The organism is Microbacterium sp. STF-2, assembly GCF_034650155.1.
Classification (GTDB): domain Bacteria; phylum Actinomycetota; class Actinomycetes; order Actinomycetales; family Microbacteriaceae; genus Microbacterium; species Microbacterium maritypicum_A.
In genome coordinates this window covers 2,323,596-2,343,944 of sequence record NZ_JARKMW010000001.1, presented here as the reverse complement: position 1 = coordinate 2,343,944, position 20,349 = coordinate 2,323,596, and the positions used below count along the sequence as shown (strand labels likewise).

21 protein-coding genes are annotated in these 20,349 nt (G+C 69.7%); 10 read left to right on the top strand and 11 right to left on the bottom strand.

Annotated features, from left to right (window positions below; all coding sequences use genetic code 11):
* Window positions 1–4: 4 nt before the first annotated feature.
* Window positions 5–1,741 (bottom strand): IlvD/Edd family dehydratase, encoded by a 1,737-nt coding sequence (locus MicroSTF_RS11305; protein WP_322955642.1) that lies wholly within the window; start codon window positions 1,739–1,741, stop codon window positions 5–7.
* Window positions 1,742–1,942: 201 nt separating this feature from the next.
* On the opposite strand from MicroSTF_RS11305, the gene MicroSTF_RS11300 reads away from it, so the two are divergent.
* The 3 genes from MicroSTF_RS11300 to MicroSTF_RS11290 all read left to right on the top strand — a co-directional run bounded on the left by MicroSTF_RS11300 (window position 1,943) and on the right by MicroSTF_RS11290 (window position 5,604).
* Window positions 1,943–2,980 (top strand): substrate-binding domain-containing protein, encoded by a 1,038-nt coding sequence (locus tag MicroSTF_RS11300; RefSeq protein ID WP_315068650.1) that lies wholly within the window; start codon window positions 1,943–1,945, stop codon window positions 2,978–2,980.
* 75 nt (window positions 2,981–3,055) lie between these two features.
* Window positions 3,056–4,555, top strand: a complete 1,500-nt coding sequence (locus MicroSTF_RS11295; RefSeq protein WP_297557396.1) for a sugar ABC transporter ATP-binding protein — start codon at window positions 3,056–3,058, stop codon at window positions 4,553–4,555.
* A 29-nt stretch (window positions 4,556–4,584) separates the two neighbouring features.
* Window positions 4,585–5,604 carry an ABC transporter permease gene (locus MicroSTF_RS11290; RefSeq protein ID WP_046398922.1) on the top strand — a complete coding sequence of 340 codons (1,020 nt, stop codon included), beginning with the start codon at window positions 4,585–4,587 and terminating at the stop codon, window positions 5,602–5,604.
* A 50-nt stretch (window positions 5,605–5,654) separates the two neighbouring features.
* Here the strand turns inward: MicroSTF_RS11290 and MicroSTF_RS11285 are convergent, their stop codons facing one another.
* Genes MicroSTF_RS11285 through MicroSTF_RS11275 form a run of 3 tightly spaced genes read right to left on the bottom strand, consistent with a single transcriptional unit; the run spans window position 5,655 to window position 7,887 of the window.
* Complete coding sequence (locus MicroSTF_RS11285; RefSeq protein ID WP_322955639.1) at window positions 5,655–6,437, bottom strand: hypothetical protein; 783 nt, start codon at window positions 6,435–6,437, stop codon at window positions 5,655–5,657.
* Window positions 6,434–7,117, bottom strand: coding sequence for a FadR/GntR family transcriptional regulator (locus MicroSTF_RS11280; protein WP_021199459.1), 684 nt, complete (start codon window positions 7,115–7,117; stop codon window positions 6,434–6,436). The genes MicroSTF_RS11285 and MicroSTF_RS11280 overlap by 4 nt, the downstream gene beginning before the upstream one ends.
* The gene (locus MicroSTF_RS11275; RefSeq protein WP_021199460.1) at window positions 7,117–7,887 is read right to left on the bottom strand and encodes an SDR family NAD(P)-dependent oxidoreductase; all 771 of its coding nucleotides are present in this window, start codon (window positions 7,885–7,887) and stop codon (window positions 7,117–7,119) included. Before MicroSTF_RS11275 ends, MicroSTF_RS11280 begins: the two co-directional genes overlap by 1 nt.
* A 151-nt stretch (window positions 7,888–8,038) precedes the next feature.
* Between MicroSTF_RS11275 and dgoD the strand changes: the two genes are divergently transcribed.
* Together dgoD and MicroSTF_RS11265 are read left to right on the top strand one after the other, a co-directional pair.
* A complete protein-coding gene (gene dgoD, locus MicroSTF_RS11270; RefSeq protein WP_297557403.1) occupies window positions 8,039–9,181 on the top strand; it encodes a galactonate dehydratase in 1,143 nt (380 codons plus the stop codon).
* Window positions 9,175–9,816, top strand: a complete 642-nt coding sequence (locus tag MicroSTF_RS11265; RefSeq protein ID WP_322955634.1) for a bifunctional 4-hydroxy-2-oxoglutarate aldolase/2-dehydro-3-deoxy-phosphogluconate aldolase — start codon at window positions 9,175–9,177, stop codon at window positions 9,814–9,816. Before dgoD ends, MicroSTF_RS11265 begins: the two co-directional genes overlap by 7 nt.
* A 63-nt stretch (window positions 9,817–9,879) precedes the next feature.
* On the opposite strand, the gene MicroSTF_RS11260 is transcribed toward MicroSTF_RS11265, so the two are convergent.
* The 5 genes from MicroSTF_RS11260 to MicroSTF_RS11240 form a co-directional block, all read right to left on the bottom strand.
* On the bottom strand, window positions 9,880–10,710 hold the full coding sequence (locus MicroSTF_RS11260; protein ID WP_315068639.1) for a hypothetical protein: 831 nt from the start codon (window positions 10,708–10,710) through the stop codon (window positions 9,880–9,882).
* A 79-nt stretch (window positions 10,711–10,789) separates the two neighbouring features.
* Complete coding sequence (locus tag MicroSTF_RS11255) at window positions 10,790–12,106, bottom strand: sensor histidine kinase (protein ID WP_297557409.1); 1,317 nt, start codon at window positions 12,104–12,106, stop codon at window positions 10,790–10,792.
* Complete coding sequence (locus MicroSTF_RS11250) at window positions 12,099–12,776, bottom strand: response regulator transcription factor (protein ID WP_021199465.1); 678 nt, start codon at window positions 12,774–12,776, stop codon at window positions 12,099–12,101. The genes MicroSTF_RS11255 and MicroSTF_RS11250 overlap by 8 nt, the downstream gene beginning before the upstream one ends.
* Window positions 12,777–12,848: 72 nt before the next feature.
* Window positions 12,849–13,382 (bottom strand): putative immunity protein, encoded by a 534-nt coding sequence (locus MicroSTF_RS11245; RefSeq protein ID WP_322955631.1) that lies wholly within the window; start codon window positions 13,380–13,382, stop codon window positions 12,849–12,851.
* Window positions 13,383–13,384: 2 nt separating this feature from the next.
* Complete coding sequence (locus tag MicroSTF_RS11240) at window positions 13,385–13,819, bottom strand: DUF6194 family protein (RefSeq protein WP_322955629.1); 435 nt, start codon at window positions 13,817–13,819, stop codon at window positions 13,385–13,387.
* Between the two features lie 67 nt (window positions 13,820–13,886).
* Between MicroSTF_RS11240 and MicroSTF_RS11235 the strand changes: the two genes are divergently transcribed.
* The gene (locus MicroSTF_RS11235) at window positions 13,887–14,633 is read left to right on the top strand and encodes a MerR family transcriptional regulator (RefSeq protein WP_081860213.1); all 747 of its coding nucleotides are present in this window, start codon (window positions 13,887–13,889) and stop codon (window positions 14,631–14,633) included.
* Here the strand turns inward: MicroSTF_RS11235 and MicroSTF_RS11230 are convergent.
* On the bottom strand, window positions 14,617–15,366 hold the full coding sequence (locus MicroSTF_RS11230) for a DeoR/GlpR family DNA-binding transcription regulator (protein ID WP_029260715.1): 750 nt from the start codon (window positions 15,364–15,366) through the stop codon (window positions 14,617–14,619). The two genes, MicroSTF_RS11235 and MicroSTF_RS11230, sit on opposite strands and share 17 nt — an antisense overlap.
* A gap of 54 nt (window positions 15,367–15,420) precedes the next feature.
* Between MicroSTF_RS11230 and MicroSTF_RS11225 the strand changes: the two genes are divergently transcribed.
* Complete coding sequence (locus MicroSTF_RS11225) at window positions 15,421–15,795, top strand: DUF4406 domain-containing protein (protein ID WP_322955626.1); 375 nt, start codon at window positions 15,421–15,423, stop codon at window positions 15,793–15,795.
* 17 nt (window positions 15,796–15,812) lie between these two features.
* Window positions 15,813–15,989, top strand: a complete 177-nt coding sequence (locus tag MicroSTF_RS11220; protein ID WP_029260713.1) for a hypothetical protein — start codon at window positions 15,813–15,815, stop codon at window positions 15,987–15,989.
* A 73-nt stretch (window positions 15,990–16,062) separates the two neighbouring features.
* On the opposite strand, the gene MicroSTF_RS11215 is transcribed toward MicroSTF_RS11220, so the two are convergent.
* On the bottom strand, window positions 16,063–17,445 hold the full coding sequence (locus MicroSTF_RS11215; protein ID WP_322955624.1) for an LLM class flavin-dependent oxidoreductase: 1,383 nt from the start codon (window positions 17,443–17,445) through the stop codon (window positions 16,063–16,065).
* Window positions 17,446–17,566: 121 nt separating this feature from the next.
* Between MicroSTF_RS11215 and MicroSTF_RS11210 the strand changes: the two genes are divergently transcribed.
* Both MicroSTF_RS11210 and MicroSTF_RS11205 read left to right on the top strand, forming a co-directional pair.
* On the top strand, window positions 17,567–19,024 hold the full coding sequence (locus MicroSTF_RS11210) for an adenosylhomocysteinase (RefSeq protein ID WP_322955622.1): 1,458 nt from the start codon (window positions 17,567–17,569) through the stop codon (window positions 19,022–19,024).
* Window positions 19,021–20,316 carry an amidohydrolase family protein gene (locus tag MicroSTF_RS11205; protein WP_322955620.1) on the top strand — a complete coding sequence of 432 codons (1,296 nt, stop codon included), beginning with the start codon at window positions 19,021–19,023 and terminating at the stop codon, window positions 20,314–20,316. The genes MicroSTF_RS11210 and MicroSTF_RS11205 overlap by 4 nt, the downstream gene beginning before the upstream one ends.
* The last annotated feature ends 33 nt before the right edge of the window (window positions 20,317–20,349 follow it).

Genomic DNA, 20,349 nt, shown 5'->3' with positions numbered 1-20,349 from the left:
TGGGTCAGAACGGGCTGCGCGAGGGCTCGTCGCCGCTGGAGCCGACGAGGAAGTCGAGGTCGACGCCCTGATCGGCCTGGAGCACGTGGTCGGTGTAGAGCCGGGTCCAGCCGCGCGTGCTCGCGACCACCGGAGCCGGAAGCTCGGCACGCCGCCGCTCGAGCTCGGCGTCGTCGACGAGCATGTCGATCGATCTCCCTGCGACATCCAGCCGCACGAGGTCTCCGGTGCGGATCAGTGCGAGCGGACCGCCGGCTGCCGACTCCGGCGCGACGTGCAGCACGCACGCGCCGTATGCCGTGCCGCTCATGCGCGCATCCGAGATCCGCACGAGATCGCGCACTCCCTGGTCGAGCAGCTTCTTCGGGAGGGGAAGGTTGCCGACCTCGGGCATGCCGGGGTAGCCGCGGGGGCCGCAGCCGCGCACGACGAGCACGGTGTCGGCGGTGACGTCGAGGTCGGGGTCTCCGGCCACGGCGAGGTATGACTCGAGGTCGTCGAAGACGAGTGCCGGGCCCGTGTGGTCGAGAAGGTGCGGCTCGGCGGCGCTCACCTTGATCACGGCGCCGTCGGGCGCGAGGTTGCCGCGCAGCACGGCGGTGCCCGACCCCGCGGGCTGTACAGGGTTCGACAGTGGACGGATGACCTCGGGGTCGTCGTTGCGGGCCGAGGCGACGTTCTCACCCAGGGTCCGACCCGTCACCGAAGGCGCGCCGGTGTGGAGCAGGTCGCCGAGCTCCTTCATCAAGGCGGGGACCCCGCCGGCGTACGCGAACTCCTCCATCAGGAATCGCCCGCTCGGCATGAGGTCGACCAGCAGTGGGATGGCGTGGCTGAACTCGTCGATGTCGTCGAGCGAGAGCGGCACCCCGAGCCGTCCGGCGATGGCCAGCAGGTGCAGCACGGCGTTCGTCGATCCGCCGCACGCGGCGTTGACGACGAGGGCGTTCTCGATCGCCTCCCGGGTCATGATCATCGAGGGACGCAGGCCTTCGAGGGCGAGTTCGACGGCGCGGGCTCCGGTGTCCTCGGCGAGGACGAGCCGCCGCGAGTCGACGGCGGGAAGGGCGGCGCCACCGGGCAGCTGCATCCCCAGCGCCTCGGTGATGCTCGCCATCGTCGAGGCCGTGCCCATGGTCATGCAGTGGCCGGCGGAGCGGTTCAGGCAGCTCTCGAACTCGGTGAACTCCTCCTGGGTCACGTCGCCTGCTCGCAGCGCCTCGGTCATCCGCCAGATGTCGGTGCCGCTGCCTACCGGGCGCCCGCGGAACCGGCCGTTCAGCATCGGGCCGCCGGTGAGCACGATCGAGGGGATGTCGACGCTCGCGAGGGCCATCAGGGCTGCCGGGGTCGTCTTGTCGCAGCCGGTGAGGACCACGACGGCGTCGAGGGGGTTCGCGCGGCAGAGCTCTTCGAGCTCCATCGCCATCATGTTGCGGTAGATCATCGACGACGGGCGCATGAACGGTTCGCCGAGCGAGAGCACGGGAAACTCGAGTGCCGTGCCGCCTGCCTGCTGGATGCCGCGGCGGGCCGCGTCGGCGAGCCCCTTCAGGTGGATGTTGCAGGGCGTGAGCTCCGACCAGGTGTTCGCGATACCGATGACAGGGTGCCCGTCGAATTGCCGGCCGGACAGGCCGGACTGTCGGAGATGATGGCGAGCGATGAAGCCGTTCTTGCCCCTCTCGCCCAGCCAGGATCGAGACCGCAGCGGGCTGCGTCCGATGTTCTCGGCGTTCATGCTGTCACTCGTCTCGGCCGCACAGTCGTTCTCCATTGATCGATGTCGGGGTGCTGGCGTGTGCCTGCGCCATCGTGAATCTCGAAAACGCAACATTCGTTGCGTTGTCGTTGATTAGGCATATTATATGTTTACCCGCCCGAGAGCGGATCACATCCCCCGGCACAGCCGCCGGAGTATCGAAGAAGATAAGGATCGCTGATGAAGCAGCATGCAGCTCGCCCCACTTGGTTCCGGCTCGCCGCCGTCGGGGTCACGGCATTCACCATCGCGGCGCTCGCCGCCTGTTCCTCCGGCCAGGAGACGGCCGGACCCGCAGATTCGGGCGGAACCAAGGACGGCACGCTCACGATCGCCCTGTTGCAGAAGCAGGGCGACCAGCAGTACTTCATCGACGAGGCCACCGGCGCGAAGGACGCGGCGAAAGATGCCGGCGATGTCACGGTCAACGTCGTCGATCTGGGCACCGATGCCAACAAGGCGATCTCCGAGGTGGAGGCCGCCATCGCGCAGCAGGTCGACGGCATCATCATCGTCGTTCCCGACGGGAAGATCGGCCCGCAGGTGATCCAGCTCGCGAACGAGGCCGGCATCCCGATCATGGCGGCCGACGACCCGATCGAGGACGCTGCCGGTGTCGCCGCCGCGTTCACCGGGTTCGACGGCGCATCGATGGGCGAGAAGGTCGGCGCTGAAGCCGCACGCCTGTACCAGGAGGCCGGATGGACGGCAGCCGACACCCGCATCCTCTCGGCCTACCGCCAGGACCAGCCGAACTGCGTCGAGCGGATCGAGGGTGCCGCTTCCGCCTTCGCCGACGCCGTCCCCGACGGTCCTGAGGTCATCGACATCGGCACCGACAACTCGGCCACCGACGCCCAGGACAAGGCCGGAGCCGTGATCACGGCGAACGCCGGCGTCAAGCACTGGGTCGTCTGGGGCTGCAACGACGAGAACGAGACCGGCGTCGTGACGGCGCTGCAGAACTCGGGCGTCGCATCCACCGACATCGCCGGCGTCGGACTCGGCGCCTACCTGACCTGCAAGGACTGGAATGCCGGACAGGAGACCGGCAACAAGTCGGCACTGTTCATCTCCGGCGTCGAGGTCGGCAAGGCGGCCGTCGGCTCGATGATCGCGCTGCTGCGCGACGGAACCGAGCTTCCTCCCAAGACGGTCGCGAACACGGAGATCGTCGACGCGAGCAACTGGGAGGCGAAGGGCGTGGTCTGCACCTGATCGTCTGAACACATGGGGGCGATCCGACGGATCGCCCCCGCGTCATGACCGTGACGACAGAAAGGTGATGAGGAAGTGTCGGAAGAGTCGATCGTTTTGCAGGCCGTTGGTGTCGCGAAGAACTTCGGCGTCGTGCGGGCCCTCCGCGGCGTCGAGCTGGAGCTGCGCGCTGGTGAGGTCACCGCGCTGATGGGCGAGAACGGGGCGGGCAAGTCGACGCTCCTGAAGATCCTCAACGGGGACTACCGCCCCGACGAGGGCGAGCTGCGCATCGACGGGGAAGCCGTGCACTTCTCGGATCCGGCCGATGCGCGTGCTGCCGGTCTGCGCGTCATCGCGCAGGAACCGGAGATCATCCCGTGGGTCTCGGTCGCCGAGAACATCTACGTCGGCGCTCTCGGCGGTCTCGCGTATCGTCGTGGCGACGTGCTGAAGCGGGCGCGCGAAGAGCTGACCCGCTGGGGCTTCCATCGTGTGATCAAGGCGGAGACGCTCGGATCGGAGCTCTCTCCGGCACAGCGGCAGATCGTGGAGATCATGCGCGCGGTGATCACCCGCCCGAAGATCATGTGCTTCGACGAGCCCACATCGTCCCTCGGTGACGAGGAGGTGTCGCTGCTTTTCGCGCTGATCAAGAAGCTGCAGAGCGAGGGCGTCGCGATCGCCTACGTCTCTCATCGGATGGGTGAGATCTTCCAGCTCGCCGACCGGATCACCGTCCTGCGTGACGGCGCGTTCGTCGGCACGAAGCTGGTCGGCGAGACCGACCACGACGAACTCGTGCGGATGATGGTGGGGCGTGACCTCACCCAGTTCTTCCACCGCGAGGCCGCAGCCCTCGGCGATGTCGTCCTCGAACTCGCCGGCGTCTCCAATCAGCACGTCAGCGACATCTCGCTCACCGTCCGTGCGGGCGAGGTGTTGGGCATAGCGGGGCTGGTCGGTGCGGGACGCAGCGAGTTGATGAAGACGATCGCGGGCGACTTCGTCGTGCACTCGGGCGAGATCCGCGTGCAGGGCAAGCGCCGTCGCATCCGCCAGCCCGCCGACAGCATCAGGGCCGGCATCGGATTCGCACCCGAGGAGCGCAAGGCCGAGGCCCTGCTGCTCGAACGTTCGGTGCGGGACAATGCGGCGCTCGTCGTGCTCCGTCAACTCTCGCGCTGGATCTTCGTGAAGGATCGCGCCGAGCGCGCGCTCGCGCAGGAGTACGTGGATGCGCTCCGCATCCGCACGCCCTCCACCGATCAGCTCGTCGGGAAGCTCTCCGGCGGCAATCAGCAGAAGGTGGTGCTGGCGCGCTGGCTGGCGACCAAGCCCAAGCTGCTCCTCCTCGACGAGCCCACCCGTGGCATCGACGTCGGAGCGAAGTCCGAGATCTACGCGATCATCGACCGCCTCGCCCACGAAGGCGTCGCAGTGATCGTCGTCTCCAGCGAGCTCCCCGAGATCCTGGGCGTCTCCGACCGCATCTACGTCATGGCGGGTGGGCGCATCAGCGGCGAGCTGTCGCGCGCCGAGGCCACTGAAGAGAACATCCTGGCGCTCGCGATGGACGAAGAGGCCGCCGCATGAGCATCGATTCCCGAAAGGAAACATCGACCGTGACCACCACCGCCGCGAACACCACATCAGTGGAGACGCAGCCCCTCTCACCGGTCCGGCGCGTCATCGCCGCGATCGGTGTGCAGAACCTCTCCCTCATCCTCGCGATCGCCGTCGTCGTCGCGATCATCGGCATCCAGAACCCGTTGTTCTTCGGGGTGCAGAACCTCAAGGTCATCGGAACGGCGATCTCGATCATGGGTCTGCTCGCCGTGGTGCAGACCATCGTGATCATCCTCGGCGCGCTCGACATCTCGGTCGGGTCGATCGCCGGTCTCACCTCCGTCACCTCGGCGATGATCTTCACCGTCGCAGGACCCGCGATCGGGGTGGTCGGCGCCGTCGCCATCGGCGTGCTGTGCGGTCTGATCAACGGCTGCATCATCGTGTTCGGCCGGGTGAACCCGGTGATCGCGACACTGGCGACGCTCGCGGCCTTCAAGGGGATCTCGCAGCTGCTCTCCGACGGACGTGCGCAGGGCTACACGGGCGCCGACCCGTTCTTCATCTTCCTGGCGCGAGGGGCGATCATCGGCATCCCGACCCTTATCTGGGTGCTCGTGATCGTCGCGGTGCTCGCGCACATCGTGCTGCGGTACACCTCGATCGGCCGGAACATCTACGCTGTCGGCGGCAACAACATCGCCTCCCGCCTGGCCGGCATCAACATCAACCGCTACATCATCGGCGTCTACATGGTCACCGGGGCGATCGCCGCGGTAGCCGGCATCCTCATCACCGCGCGCACGGGATCGGGGCAGCCGATCTCCGGTTCCGAGGGGCTCGAGCTGCAGGCCATCACGGCCGCGGCGCTCGGTGGCGCGGCGCTGAAGGGCGGCAAGGGAACCATCGCCGGGACGATTCTCGCGGTCGTGCTCCTCGGTGTGCTGACCAACGGCATGACCCTGCTCGGGGTGAACACGTTCTGGCAGAACGTCGCCCAGGGCGCACTGCTCGTGATCGCGGTCGTGATCCAGCAGCTCCGCTCCGGCGAGCGGCGCATCGGCATCCCCGGATGATGCGCGTGGTGCGGGGCGGCGAGTCTGCTCCGCACCACGGCTTCGGGAGATCAGCCGATCTCCTCCAGATGCAACCACCAGGAGAGCGGCCGACCGGGGCCGACAGTCGGCGCCGCGCCAGCCTCGACGGCATCTGCGAGAGAGTCGTACGGCGTCAGCGCCGGCTCGATCGCGATCACCGGCGCGGAGGCGAAGGTGCCGGGGTCGATCCAGAGGGCGACGCAGGGGAGGGACACTGCATCCCAGCTGACGCGCAGACCGGTTCGGTCGGGTCGACGCAGCACGATGCGATCGATCGGGGTGGTCGACCACCACTTCGCTCCGGCGAGCGAGTCGAGGAGCGCTGCCGGGTCGTTGTCCGCCTCGATGACCCGTGTCATGTCCGTCGGATAGACGCGCCGCCATGGAGCCGCCGCACCGAGTTCGATGATCGTGCCCGGGGTCCAGATGAACTGCGGATGCGCGGCCCACTGCACCGGGCGCACCTCGTCGGACGTGAGGGAGTAGTCGAGGCGCGCACCTGTGGAGTCGTGGTGGATGCGTCGGCGAAGCGTCATGCCGTCGACCTCGACCGCGTGCGATCCGCCGTCGCCCGCCCAGCGCCGGTTCCAGGCTTCGCCGTGATCGCCCCACTCCTCGAAGCCGTTGCCTCGCGGGACGCGGCAGGCGTCGATGGTCGGCAGCATCTCGTCCCAGCCGCCCAGCGAGGTGGCGGTGAAGTCCGTGGGCGTGCGCTCACCGACCGGCTGGTGCAGCCACTCCTCGGCGCCGCGCAGGCTGTTCGCTCTCGCACCGTCCGCCAGGTCGATGGCGCCGAACGAGAGTGCGGTCACAGAGAGTCTTCGTAGGAGCGGACGATGAGGTCGCCGGCGGTGCGGGCGGCCTGGTCGGCATCGCCCGCGGCGACGGCTGCGGCGAGCTCGCAGTGCAGATCGACGGCGACGGCCGAGATGCCGTGACTCGCGACCACCTGGATGCGGTCGTCGAGTGCCGCGCCGACCAGCGAGAGCAACTCGGCGATCAGGGGGTTGCCCGCCGCTTCGAACAGCGTCGCGTGGAAGTCGACATCTGCGGCCGTGAAGGCGTCGACATCTTCCGGCTCAAGCGCATCGCGCATCCGTTGAGAGGCGGCGACGAGACGTTCGGCGGTCGCGTCATTGCGGCGAAGGGCCGCAAGTCGAGAGGCCGTCGGTTCCACGGCCGAGCGCAGCTCCAGCAGATCCTGCCTGGCATCCTTGGCGTCCGGTCCGGAGAGTCGCCAGCGGAGCACGTCGACGTCGAGGGCGTGCCAGGCGTCATCGGCGAGCACGCGCGTGCCGACGTTCTGTCGAGCGACGATGAGCCCCTTCGCCTCGAGCACGCGCATGGTCTCCCTGACCACTGTGCGCGACACCCCGTACTGCTCGCCGAGCTCATCGAGCGGCAGTTGCGCGCCGGGGGCGATCTCATGGTGCACGATGCGGCGGCCGAGGTCGTCGACGAGCACGCCGTGCAGCCCGCGCCGGGCGGCCATCACGCGAACCTCGCGCTGTAGGCGCCGTCGACGGCCCAGTCGGCGCCGTTGACGTAGGACGCGGCTCTCGAGAGCAGGAAGCACACGACGGCCGCGATCTCCGACGGCTGCGCCGGACGCCCGGTCGGCTGGACCGCGAGCGTGGCGGCGAGCTCTTCCGGACGCTCGGCGAAGTGGGTCTCGGAGAGAGGGGTCCAGACGAGTCCGGGGGAGACGGCGTTCACGCGGACGCCCCGGCCGGCGACGTCGAGGGCGAGCGAGCGGGTGAACCCCAGCTGCCCCGCCTTGGCTGCGGCGTAGGGGAACATCCCCGCCATGGTCATCTTGGAGTGGATGCTGGAGATCGAGACGATGGATCCGTGCTCGGCGGTGAGCATGACCGGAAGGACAGCCCGCGCACACAGCCAGGACGCCTTCAGGTCGAGGTCGAAGAAGTCGTCCCATTCGGCGACGCTCATGGTCGTGGGGTCGCTGTAGGCGTTGCGGCCGGCGTTGTTCACGAGACCGCTCGGTGCGCCGAGGGCCGTCGTCGCCTCCTCCACCCAGTGGGCGACTGCGGCTTCGTCGGTCACGTCGGCGACGGTGCCGTGCACGTCGAGGCCGTCTGCGGCGAGGGCGGCGACCGCGGCTTCGACGCGTGCGGGGTCGAGGTCGCAGAACGACACGGTCGCTCCCTGCTCGCGTGCGGTGCGGACGACGGCGTTGCCGATGCCCTGGGCGCCCCCGGTGACGAGGATCACTTCTCCTCGGAGAAGATCGGCACCGTTCATGCCGCCGCCCCTTCTCGGGAAGGTGCCACTGTCGTCATGCTCAACCCTCTGCTTCCTCGCATCGCCGACACCCGTCGGTGCGCATACTATGATAATAGTATTATCTCGCGTCGATTGCCCGGCGCCGGAGACATCTCAGCGAGGGAGCCGGATGCGCATCAGTCGGATCGAGACGTTCAGCGTGGCCCCGCGCTGGCAGTTCCTTCGCATGGAGACCGACGACGGAGTGGTCGGTTGGGGCGAGCCTATCGTGGAGGGAAGCGCAGACGTCGTGGCTGCGGCGGTCGATTCCCTGTCCGAGATCCTGATCGGTTCCGACCCGACCCGCATCGAAGATCTGTGGCAGACGATGACCCGCGGCGGCTTCTACCGCGGCGGTCCTGAGCGCTCCTCCGCGATCTCCGGCATCGACCAGGCGCTGTGGGACATCCGCGGCAAAGCGCTGGGCGTGCCGGTGTACGACCTGCTGGGCGGACCGGTCCGCGACCGGATCAGAGCCTACGTGTGGGTCGGCGGAGACGATCCGGCCGAGGTCGCCGCGCAGGCGGCCGCCCGCGCCGCCGAGGGCTACACCGCTGTCAAGATGAACGCCTCCGGTCGGATGCGCCACCTCGAGTCGCGAGCCGCCGTGCAGGGCGTGGTCGACCGCGTCGAGTCAGCCACGGCGGCGATGGATGGTGGCGATGTCGCGATCGACGCACACGGTCGGTGGTCGGTCAGCGTCGCAAAGACCATGTGCCGGGCGCTCGAGGCCCACGTCGCACCGCTGTTCCTCGAAGAGCCGCTCGTCCCCGAACTCACCCACCGCCTCGACGGGCTGTGCGGCGGCACGTCGGTGGCGATCGCGACCGGAGAGCGCCTGTACTCACGGTGGGACTTCCGGTCGGCGCTCGAAGCCGGTATCGCGCTCGCCCAGCCCGATGTCTCACACGCCGGTGGCATCTCCGAGACCCGACGCATCGCCGCGCTCGCAGAGCTGCACGGGGTGGGGCTCGCACCGCACTCTCCGCTCGGACCGATCGCCCTGGCCGCCTGCCTCCAGGTCGACATCGCCAGCCCGAACGCGGTGCTGCAGGAATCCAGTCTCGGCGTCCACTACAACGAGGGTGCCGACCTGCTCGACTACCTCATCGACCCCGAACCGCTCACGGTGAAGGAAGGCTGGTTCGAGCGTCCGATGCGTCCGGGCCTGGGCATCGAGGTCGACGAGGCCGCCGTACGCAGGGCTGCCGGTGTGGGACTCTGGCGCTCGCCGTTGTGGCGTCACGATGATGGGAGCTTCGCCGAATGGTGACCAGACTCGAACCCGGCGACGGCGTCCGCAGCACCCGGATCGTGGCGATCGTGCGAGACCGCACCGGGGTGCACCTCCGCGCAGCGTGCGACACGCTCCTCGATGCCGGGGTGTCCGTGCTCGAGGTGACGACCAATACTCCCGGTGCCGCAGGGGTCGTGGCGGATCTCATCGCTGCGGGCGCGACCGAGGTGGGCATGGGAACGGTGCGCACCGTCGAGCACGTGCGCCAGGCCGCCGACGCCGGAGCGTCGTTCATCGTCACCCCAACGGTCTCGCTGCCGGTGGGGCTCGCCGCGCAGGAAGCGGGTATGCGTTGGTACCCCGGCGCTGCCACCCCGACCGAGATCGAGACGGCGTGGACCGCCGGTGCCACGGCCGTGAAGGTCTTCCCGGCCGGCGTCCTCGGGGGTGTGCGCTTCATCCGCGAGGTGCGCGCGCCGCTCGACGACATCCCGCTGATCCCCACCGGGGGTGTCCGCATCGACGACATCGCCGACTATCTGGCCACAGGTGCGCTCGCCGTCGGGATGGGGTCGCCCCTGCTTGGTGATGCCGTCGCGAGCGGCGACCTGAAAGGTCTCCGGGTACGAGCCGAGGCCGCGCTCGCCGCGGTGCGCGAGGCCACGGCCTGAACGACGACAGCACCCCCGGCGAAACGAGGGTGCTGCTAATCGGCCCGGCCGGCTCGGCTCGGCTCAGTCGGTGTCGGTTCCGACGACCGCGAAGTCGACGCCGAAGTCGATGTCGATCGAACGGTTGTCCGACGTGAGGACGGAGGCGTCGTAGGGGCTCACGTCGTCGCCGTCGACATCGAGGTCGGTGATCATGCCTTCGGCCTCGGCGAGTGCCGCCGAGACGAGGGCGCGGATCGTCTCGTCGTCGAGCGTGAGCGCGGGGCCGGTGTCATCGCCGTCGGCCACATCGGTCGAGATGACGGATGCGGCGAGGTCCTTGTCGACACGGACCTCGGTCTCATCGCCCGCGGTTGTCGTGAGCTGCACCTCCCACGTACCGTCGCGTTTCGCATCGATCGAGGTGACCTCGCCGTCGGCGGCTCCGCGTGCCGCATCCGCGATCGTGATGAGTTCGTCGGCGGATGCCGTGCCGATGCCTGTCACCGGGCCGCGGCCGTTCGAGGGGGCGTCGCCGCGGTCGTCGCCGCGGTTGCCCTCACGCGGGGCGTGGTCATCCGCGTCGTCGTGGCGGGGACCGTCGGACATGGAGGAGCGGTCGTCGTCGCCGAACTCGTCGCCGATCGCGGCACCGACCGCGATGCCGCCGCCCGCCAGGACCACGGCTGCCGCGATGCCCCCGCCGATGAGCAGTGCGCGCTTGCGCCCGGGCTTCGGCGCGGGAGCCGCGGGAGCGGGCTCGGCGGTGGGGAACGTCGGGTGCTGCCCGGAACCTGCTGCCGTAGCAGCCGCATCCGGGGCCGGGGTCACCGGTACGGTCTGCGCATCCGGGGTGCCCTGTGCGGTCTGGTCGGAAGCTGGCGTCTGGTCGGGAGTGGGTGTCTTGTCGTCCATGTCTCGATGGTGCCGCGCAGGCGCTGAAGCCATCCTGAAGCGTCCTGAAGACCTCTTCAGGAACCGGACTTCCGGCCGGTCAAGTGCTGAGGGGGAGGGTGAGGACGAAGCGTGCGCCGCCCCAGCGGGAGTCGTCGACCGTGAGGGTTCCCCGACTGCGGGTGGCGATGCCGCGGGCGATCGCGAGCCCCAGTCCGCTGCCTCCGGCGTCGCGGCTGCGGGCTTCGTCGAGGCGCACGAAGCGCTCGAAGATGCGCTCGCGTTCCTCGGCCGGCACCCCGGTGCCGTCGTCCTCGACCGTGACGAACACGTGGCCGTCGGACGGGATCACCCCGATCGCGATGCGTCCTCGGCTGTGGCGCACGGCATTGTCTGCAAGGTTGCGCACCAGTTGGCCGAGCAGGCGCGGGTCTGCGTGCACCCTTGCGGCTTGGACGCCGGAACCGTCGACGTCGAGCCCGGCCGCACGCAGCCGGCGCACCTCGCTGAGCGCGATGTCGTCGAGGTCGACCGCTTCGTCCAGCGTGCTCGCGCCTTCGTCGAGACGGGCGAGCAGCAGCAGCGATTCGACGATCCCCTGCAGACGCAGCCCTTCCTCCGACACGACCTCGGCGAGTTCGCCGATGCTCGTCACGTCGGGGTGGGCCTGGGCGAGCTCAGCGTGTTGACGGATGGTCGCGAGCGGGGATCGCAGTTCGTGCGAGGCATCCGAGACGAAGCGCCGTTGCGCGGTGGCCGCGGCGTCGAGTCGGTCGAGCATGCCGTTCATGGTGGTCGCGAGTGCGGCGATCTCATCCGCGGTCTCCGGCACCGGCACCCGCTGGTGCAGGCGCTCGGCGGTGATGCCGTCGACCTCTTCGCGGATGCGCTCGACAGGGCGGAGCGCGCGACCGACCACGAGCCAGGTGGTCACGGCCACGAGCAGCAGCAGCAGGGGGACCGCGATGGCGAGCAGCGTCGCGACCGTCGCCAGGGTCTCGGCATCGTCATCCATCGAGACGGCGAGCACGAGCGTCTGATCGCCGTCGATGTCTTCCGAGACCACCACGACGGTGTCGCCGTCGACGGTGGTCGTCTGCGGGTCGTCATCGGCGGGGAGCGGCGTCGAACCCAGCTTGTCGCGAGCCTCCTCGCTCGCCGCGCGTACCGACCCGTCCGGACCGAGGATCTGCAGGATCTCGTCGTCGAGCGCGTCCACGCCCTTACCGCCCGGCCCACCGGCACGTTCGGCGAGCTCGCTGAGCCGCTGCTCCGCGGCGCGTTCGGTGCTGCCGTGGATGCTGGCGCTGAGGACGCCGTAGAACGAGAAGGCGCCGATGAGCAGTGCGACGGCCACGACGACGGTCGCTCCGAGCGTGGTCCTGCCGCGCACCGAGCGCCAGCCGCGGCTAGCCACCGTTCGCCGCCAGCCGGTAGCCCGCACCGCGGATGGTCTCGATGGCCTCGCGTCCGAAGGGCTTGTCGAGCTTGCGGCGCAGGTGTCCGACGTAGACCTCGACGATGTTGGGGTCGCCGTCGAAGTCGTCGTCCCAGACGCCGTCGATGAGAGCCCGCTTCGACAGCACCTGGCCGCGATGACGCATGAGGTACTCGAGCACCGAGAACTCCCGCGCGGTCAGGGTCACGGGCGTCTCCCCGCGCCAGACGCGGTGCGCGGCGGGGTCGAGTCGGAGATCGCCGGCTTCCAGAACGGCCGGACGGGCGACGGCACCGCGGCGCACGAGGGCCCGCAGGCGTGCGACGAGGATCGCGAACGAGAACGGCTTGGTGACGTAGTCGTCGGCGCCGGTCTCGAGCGCCTCCACCTGATCCCACTCGCCGTCCTTCGCCGTGAGCATCAGCACGGGCGTCCAGTTCTCCTCGGCCCGAAGCGCCTCGCACACCTTCCAGCCGCTCATGCCGGGCATCATGAGGTCGAGCACGATCGCGTCGTACCGCGTCTCGCGTGCGCGCCAGAGTCCGTCGACGCCGTTGTGCGCCACGTCGACGGCGAAGCCCTCGGCCTCGAGGCCGCGGCGTACGCCCTCGGCGAGACGCACCTCGTCGTCCACCACCAGGATCCGCATCCCTCCAGTGTGGTGGCTCCACGCTGAATCCGGGCTGAAGCGGTCGCCTCGCCATACTCCGACTCGAAAAAGTCAGTCGGCGAGAGCAGCCTGGATCTCACGGATCACTTCGCCGAGGGTGCCGGAGTCGAGCAGCCCGGGGCCGAGCGGGCCGGCGGAGTCGGTGCCGAGGGGCGGCAGGCGTCGGAGTGCGGTGGCGGCGTCGACGGAGAGCATGCGGAGCTGCCATCGCACCTCTTCGACACGTGCTCCGCGAGCATTCGGGTGGGCCAGCTCGACGGCCTTCGCGGCGTAGGCGGCTGCTCCGAGCGCGTGCGCGCCCATGTGTGCGACTCCTGCGGCCTGGGCTGCCGAGCGGGCCGCGGCGACTCCGGCGGGCGATGTGGCGCTGTGGGCAGCCCGGCCGGCGACGAAACGTCGACGGATCTCGCCCGCAGCCGCGAGCTCGCCCCGCGCGAACGCCCGTGCCCTGGCGATGGCGTCCCGGGCCCGAGCGTCGTCGGGCGCCTCGGCCTCGAACAAGGGCAGCACCCGCTCTGCGCAGTCAGCGGCCCACACCGCGACGGTGCGGCGGTCCGCGTCGGTCATGCCCTGTGGGGTCGTCATGCTCACCTCGCTCGGCGTTCGATGCGTGATCGTGCGGCCTCGTGCGCCTCGCGAAGAAGGGTGAGCACCGCATCCGCCGTCCGTTCCGCAGGGTTGATCACGCACACCCAACCGGACATGCCGTAGAGCGGATGCCGGTGGAACACGTCGGCCTCGGTCGGATCGGCGTCAGCATCCACGATCGACTCGGTCTGTGCGCGCCCGACGTGGATGTTCACCCGGAAGCGTCCCGGAGCGTCGAGGGCGGATGAGGCGTCGTCGGGATAGTCCTTCGTGATGATCGTGCCGTACGGCTGAGTGCGCTCCGGCATCCGTCCGTCGGGCGCGTAGGAGAAGTACGCGTCTCCCCACGACAGCTCCGGAAAGTCGCTTCCGGGCCCGGGCGCGACGACGAGGACACCGTCGAAGCCACGGACCGTCTCGATGATCTTCTGCATTTCCATCCTTCAATGGTGAGGTGGAAGTGCTTATGTGGACTTCTGTCCGTAAGCGAAGGGGGAAAAGGTGCAGAACCCTCAAGAGGCGACATTCACGACGGTGCAGCTCGGACGGCTGGTCGGCTACTCGACCCAGCAGGTGCGCGATCTCGAGCGCCTCGGCGTCATCCCCGCGGCAGAGCGCGGTGCGAACGGGTATCGCCGGTATCGGATGCCGCATGTCACGGCCCTGCAGGCGTACCGCGCGATGGCAGCCGCGCTCGGCCCGGTGCCCGCCCGCCGGCTCATGCCGGACCTGATCGAGGGGACGCTCGAGCGAGCCGCCGAGCGGATCGACGATCTGCACGCGAACCTCTCCCGTGAGCGTTCTCGGGTGCGGGAGGCGCTGAGCGGACTCGATGTCGCCGTGGCCGAGGCCGACGACGTGTTCGCCGAGGAGGACGCGATGACGATCGGCGAACTCGCCCAGGCGCTGGGCATCCGTCCGTCGGCCTTGCGTCACTGGGAGCGCGAGGAGCTCGTGCATCCGCTGCGGGGTGCGGCGTCGACCCGTTCCTACGGTTCCGCCGCGATCACCGAGGCGCGGGTGGCAGCGGCTCTCCGCTCCGGCGGCTACGGCATTCCGGCGATCGCCCGCATCCTCGACGAGGTGCGCACTCACGGTCGCACCTCCGAAGTTCAGCGGATCCTCACGGAGAGGCTGGCCGACCTCACGCGCCGTAGCGTCGCCCTGCTCGGTACCGCGGGGCACCTGCACGACCTGCTCGCCGACCGTCTCCCCGGGGCGGGATCGTCGGTCACTCCCGAGCGCTGATCAGTGCGGCGAGCCGCTCGACGATCGGATTCGCGTCGAGCGGATCGGTGATGATCGCGGTGATCGCCTCGAACGGGAGGACAGGAAAGCGAGCGGCGGCACCGACCTTCTCTTCGCTGGCCAGCACCACGGTCTCCGTGCACCGCGAAGCGAGTGCCCGCTTCGTCACCGCGTCGTCGAGCTCACCCGTCGTGAGACCGTGCACGGGATCGACGCCGGTCACGCCGAGGAAGAACACATCGGCGGCGAGGTGCTGGATGGCCTCCATCGCGAGTCCTCCGCCGGTGACCAGGGAGTGCCGGGTGAGCTCCCCGCCGATCATGACCACACGGGCGTCGGAGTGTTCGGCCACGGAGAGCGCGACGACGGGACTCGGGGTGATGACCGTGATGCCGGCGCCGGAGGGGAGCAGCCGAGCCATCGCGAGGGTCGTGGTCCCGGCGTCCAGCACGATCGTCGCTCCGGGACGGATGCGCGCGACGGCCGCACGTGCCACCCGCTCCTTGCTCTCGGTCGCGAGGCCGTGCCGGTCGCGCACCGGTCGTTCGGGCTCGGGGATCGGCAGGGCGCCGCCGTACACCCGCTGGAGCTTCCCCTCCTCGGCGAGTTCGCGGAGATCTCGGCGGATGGCGTCTTCCGACACTCCGAGCTCGTCGGCCACCGCTTTCGCGACGACGCGTCCGTCGCGGGCGAGAAGGTCGAGCAGGTGGTCCTTGCGTTGCGCAGCGAGCATTTGTTTCCTCACGAAGTTGCACGATTGTGCATGATTCAGACTACAGTCATCTCCATGACGAAGCCACTCCTGATCCTCATCGCCGGCCCCTATCGCTCCGGGACGAACGGCGACCCCGACCTCATCGCCCGGAACCTCGCGCGCCTGGAAGAGGCCTCCGGCCCGATCTTCCGCCTCGGCCACGTGCCGATGATCGGGGAGTGGGTCGCGCTGCCGATCCTGCGCACGCTCGAGCCGGCCGACTCCGATGCCGATGCCGATGCCGGTGACGGTGACGTCATGTACGAGACCGCGCACCGCCTGCTGCAGCACTGCGACGCCGTGCTGCGCCTGCCGGGGGAGTCGTCCGGTGCCGACAAGGACGTCGAGATCGCGCAGCAGCGCGGGCTGCCGGTCTACCGCTCCCTCGAGGAGATCCCCCGGCGGTGATTCCGTAGGCTGGAGGTATGACCAAGAACCTCTGGACCATCCTCGGCGTCGTCCTCGCCGTCGTGATCGCGTGGTGGATCGTGAGCGCCCTGTTCTCGGTCCTCGCGTTCATCTTCAAGCTCGCGATCGTCGCGGTCGTGGCCGTGGTGGTCTTCCTCGTCCTGCGTGGGATCTTCGCCCGCAGCGACGACTGACCCACGGCCGTCGAATCGCGCACCTGGTCGCCGATTCGCCGCGGAAGCGACCACGTGCGCGATTCGAGAGCGGCTACGCCTTGGCGAACGCGCCGACCCGGTACTTCGCGGCGCGGTGCGTGTCCTGCACGCGGTCGCCACGGCCGTGGAGCTTGTTGCGGAGCGTCCCGGGTGCGTATTCCTCGGGGTAGGCGCCGCGCTCGCGCAGCACCGGGATCACGTGCTCGATGATGTCCTGCCAGGTGCCGGGGGTGACCGCGTAGGCGAGATTGAAGCCGTCGATGTCGGTCTCGTCGACCCAGGACTGCAGATCGTCGGCGATCTCAGTGCCGGATCCGACGATCGTGGGCCCGAGGCCGCCGATCGCGTTGTGGCGTCCGAAGTCGCCGACCGTCCACTCGCGGCCGAGGTCGGCCTCTTCCTTGAGGTGCTGCAGCACGGACTGGATCGCGTTGGACTCGACGTTGCCGACCGGCTCGTCCTCGGCGTACTGCGACAGGTCGACGCCCATCCACCCCGACATGAACGTGAGCGCGCCCTCGGGGCTCGCGTAGGAGAGGTACTCGGCGTGCTTCGCCGTCGCCTCCTCGCTCGTCGCGGCGGTGATCACGGTGAGAAGCGTGTAGATGCGGGCGTCGTACCGGTCGCGGCCCGCCGCTTCGAGGGCATCGCGGATGCGCTTCACGGTGCCGGCGAGCACCTCCTTCGAGGGCGCGGCGACGAAGATGGCCTCGGCGTTCTCGGCCGCGAACTTCACGCCCCGCGGGCTCGCGCCGGCCTGGTAGATCACCGGCGTGCGCTGCGGCGACGGCTCGGAGATGTGGATGCCGGGAACGCTGAAGTGCTTGCCCTCATGCCCGATCGGGTGCACCTTGCCCGGGTCGGTGAAGATGCCGCGCTCGCGGTCCTCGACCACGGCATCGTCTTCCCACGAGCCCTCCCAGAGCTTATAGAGCACCTCGACGTACTCGTCCGCGTGGTCGTAGCGGTCGTCGTGGGCGAGCTGGTCCTCCTGACCCATGTTGCGCGCGGCGCTGGGCAGATAGCCGGTCACGACGTTCCAGCCGACGCGGCCCTGCGTGAGGTGGTCGAGCGTGCTCAGCCGGCGCGCGAACGGATAGGGGTGCTCGAACGCGGTGCCGGCCGTGATGCCGAAGCCCAGGTTCTCGGTGACGGCCGCCATCGCGCTCACCAGCAGGATCGGGTCGTTCACCGGCACCTGCGCGCCGTTGCGGATCGCGGCCTCGTTCGTGCCGCCGTACACGTCGTAGGTGCCGAGCACGTCGGCGATGAAGATGCCGTCGAAGGTCGCGCTCTCCAGCAGCTTCGCCAGATCGGTCCAGTACGAGATGGTGTTGTACTGCCGTGACCGGTCGTCGGGGTGCCGCCACAGGCCGGACGACTGGTGGGCGACGCAGTTCATGTCGAAGGCGTTGAAGCGGATCTGACGGGTCATGGGCTCCATGAAAGGCGAAGGGCGCCGGTGAATCCAGGGTCGCCGACACGCGCCGACACATTCGGGTGCGACAGCCTCCGCTCTGGCAGTCGGCACACCCGGCGGGCTCTACCCTTGACTGGTGACCGACGAGACCGCGACAGCCCAGCGTCTGGTGCGGCGCTTCGCCCGCGAGACCAACCTGCTCGTGGCCGGTCGCGACTTCTCCGTCGTGGGAACGGATGCCGTGGCCGACGAGCTGCGTCGACTGCTGCCCGCTTTCGGTGCGCATCTCGGAAGCACCGGCACGGTCGGCCACGGAGTCGTCTTCGCACCGGGTGCGACGCCCGAGATCCTGCTCGACGGCAAGGCTCTCCCGGCGCGTGAGACGGCTCACGACCGTGTCGATGCGGCCGGACGTCACATGCCCGTCGCCACCGATCGCGCGCGACGCCTGCGCGAGGCCGGCACGGTGAAGGGTGTGCGGATCGGCATCGCGATGGTGCTGGAGCCGAAGACCGCCCAGCTCGCCCTGCTGCTGCGGGATGCCGGAGCGACGGTCGCCGTCTACGCCCACCCGGATGAGATCGACGTCGAGGTCGCCCAGGTGCTGCGATCCCGCGGAATCCCCGTCGACGGTGACCCGGCCCTGTCGGCAGCTGCGGAGCGCGCCGCCGCCGTGGCCTTCCTGCGCCGCGGCTTCGACCTGCTGCTCGACGACGGCTCCCACCTGATCCGTCTCGCGCACGAGGAGGGTCTCGCAGCCGCGCTGCGTGGGGCGGCGGAGGAGACCACGAGCGGACTCACGCCCCTGCGGCTCATGGAGCGCGAAGGAGTGCTCGAGATCCCGGTCATCGCGGTGAACGACGCCCTCACCAAGACCTCCTTCGACAACCGCTACGGCACCGGCCAGTCGTGCGTGTTCGCGATCGCCGATGCGCTGGACGAAGTGGGCATCGACCTCCGCGACCAGCCTGCCGTCGTCGTCGGCTACGGCCCGGTCGGTGAGGGCGTCGCCGCGCACCTGCGGGCCCTCGGCGTGCAGGTCGGCGTCGCCGAGACCGATCCGGTGCGTGCTCTCCGAGCCGCGCACGACGGCTATCGGATCGGACGACTGCACGACCTCGCCCCGGGAGCGCTCGTCGTCTCGGCCACCGGGGCGCCGCACACGGTCGACGCCGAGGTGCTGCGAGCGGCGGCGATCGTCGCGGTCGCGGGCGGGGTTCCACACGAGGTCGACCTCGACCCTGCGAAGCTGCGACCGTTCGCGGGCGAGAGCGGCGCATCCTCTCCGTTCGTCGAGCGCGCCGGCGAAGGTGCGCTCGTGATCGCCCGAGGCGGGTGCGTGAACCTGTCTGCCGGCGAAGGCAACCCGATCGAGATCATGGACCTCTCGTTCTCGGTGCAGCTCTTCGCCGTCGAGCACCTCCTCACGCACGGTCTGCCCGCCGGCGTGCATGCGCTGCCGCCCGAGACCGACACCGTCATCGGCGCGGCCGCTCTCGCCCTGCGCGGCGCGCACATCGACCAGCGCAGCCCGGCGCAGGTCGATGCGCAGCGCGAGTGGCGCTCGCCGCGATTCCGAGGAGAATCCGCATGACCGCCGTGACCGTCTATTCCGCGGGACTCGTCGTGCCGATCACCGCGCCGCCGATCGTCGACGGCGCGGTCGCGGTGCGCGACGGCCGCATCATGCACGTCGGAGAGCGCGAGTGGGTGCTGCGGTCGCTGTCCGAACGGGGCATCGCCGCCGACGAGGTGCACTGGCCCGGGGTCCTGACCCCCGGGCTCGTGAACGCGCACACGCACTTGCAGTACACCGGCATGGCCTCGGTCGGGCGCGGGCAGTACGACGGCTTCGACGACTGGGTGCGCGCTTTCGACCCGGTGTACGAAGGCGGTCGCGACTGGGCGGCGGATGCGGCCGACGGTGCGACGCAGGCGCTGCGTTCCGGCACGACGGCTGTGGCCGATGTCGTGACCGATCGTGCGGCGGCGACCGCGCTGCACGATGCCCGGCTGCACGGCATCACCTACTGGGAGGTGATGAGCTGGACCAACGCCGACTGGGCCCGTACCGGGCGTGCGCAGGTGGAGCAGGCGCTCGACGCCCTGCCGACCCCGCCGGGGACGGGCCTTTCACCCCACGCCCCCTACTCGCTCGACATCGAGCCGCTGCTGGAGATCCCCGATATCGTGCGCGAGCGCGGCGGACGCATCCACATCCACCTCGGCGAGGCCGCGTTCGAGAGCGAGTTCGCCCACGAGCATCCGCAGGCGTGGCACACGGCCGGGCTCGCCAGCTTCCAAGAACTGCGCCAGGCCGGATTCGGCACCAGCGCCACCGAGTTCGTCGATCAGCTCGGCGTGCTCGGGCCCGACTGCCACATCGCGCACGGCGTCTACATGAGCGCCAGGGACCGCGCGATCCTGCGGGAACGCCGCACGACGGTGGCCCTGTGCCCGCGGTCGAACGCCGTCATCGGACTCGAGGAGCCGCCGATCGCCGCGTACCTGCGCGAGGGCAGCCCGATCGCCGTCGGCACCGACTCGCTGTCGTCGAGCCCGTCGCTCGACGTGCTGGCCGACGTGGCGGAGCTCGCGCGCATCGCCCGCGCGCAGGGGTACACCGACCGCGACCTGCACGCGCGCCTGCTCGGTGCCGCGACCCTCGGCGGTGCGCACGCCATGGGGATCGACGTGGGCCCGGACCGCACCGGCTACCTCGCCGTGGGGGTCCTCGCCGACCTCACCTTCTTCGACGTCCCGGCGGGCCCCGATGCGGTGGTCGAACTCGTCGAGCACGGTGCCGGCCGTACCGCTGCCACGATCATCTCCGGCGAGGTGCGCTACGCGATCGACTCCTTCGACCGTGCAGCGGTCACCCCGTGACCGTTCCGATCGCCACCCCTGGAACTGGAGGCA